The organism is Mesorhizobium sp. LNHC252B00, assembly GCF_000502955.1.
In the GTDB taxonomy this organism is placed as follows: domain Bacteria; phylum Pseudomonadota; class Alphaproteobacteria; order Rhizobiales; family Rhizobiaceae; genus Mesorhizobium.
On sequence record NZ_AYWO01000095.1, the window covers coordinates 1 to 722 of the forward strand.

At 61.1% G+C, this 722-nt stretch carries 1 protein-coding gene; it reads left to right on the forward strand.

The genetic code is table 11. From position 1 onward, the window contains the following. A partial coding sequence (locus X744_RS139740) for an AAA family ATPase (protein WP_023763238.1) occupies positions 1–478 on the forward strand: 478 nt, incomplete at its 5' end. Between the last annotated feature and the right edge of the window lie 244 nt (positions 479–722).

The window sequence follows — 722 nt, forward strand, 5'->3', positions numbered from 1 at the left end:
CGAGGGCACTACGGTGGCGACCAAATACGGGCCGTTGAAGACGGACCATATCCTGTTCATCGCCTCGGGCGCGTTTCACGTCTCGAAGCCGTCAGACCTGTTGCCGGAATTGCAGGGCCGACTGCCGATCCGCGTCGAACTGCGTGCGCTGGAGAAGGACGACTTCGTCCGCATCCTGACCGAGACCGAGGCCAGCCTGATCAAACAGTATATCGCGCTGATGAAGACCGAAGGCGTCGAGCTGACTTTCACCGACGATGCCATCGATTCGCTGGCCGGCGTCGCCGTCGACCTCAATGCCAGCATCGAGAACATTGGCGCGCGGCGGCTGCAGACGGTGATGGAGCGGGTACTGGACGAGATCTCCTACGATGCGCCGGACCGCAACGGCACGGCCGTCACCATCGATGCCGCCTATGTCCAGAAGCATGTCGGAGACCTCTCCAGAAACACCGATCTGTCGCGGTTCATCCTCTGAACGAAGACGCCGGAGCAGTCCGGCGCGGCATCAAGTAACAACTCCGGCAGGAGCCATGTGTGGCCAGATGGTACCATCTGGCCACCTTTCGTCTCGCCGGATGAAGAGGCGCTCTCGACTCGACTAGGTGCTTTACCTAGTTTGCGCGGCAATTCTCTAGGCGGCGGCGCATGAAAAAACTCATCCTGGTCATTCTCGGCTTGACGCTGGCTGCGACGCTGTTCGCCGCCGACGCGGCGACATT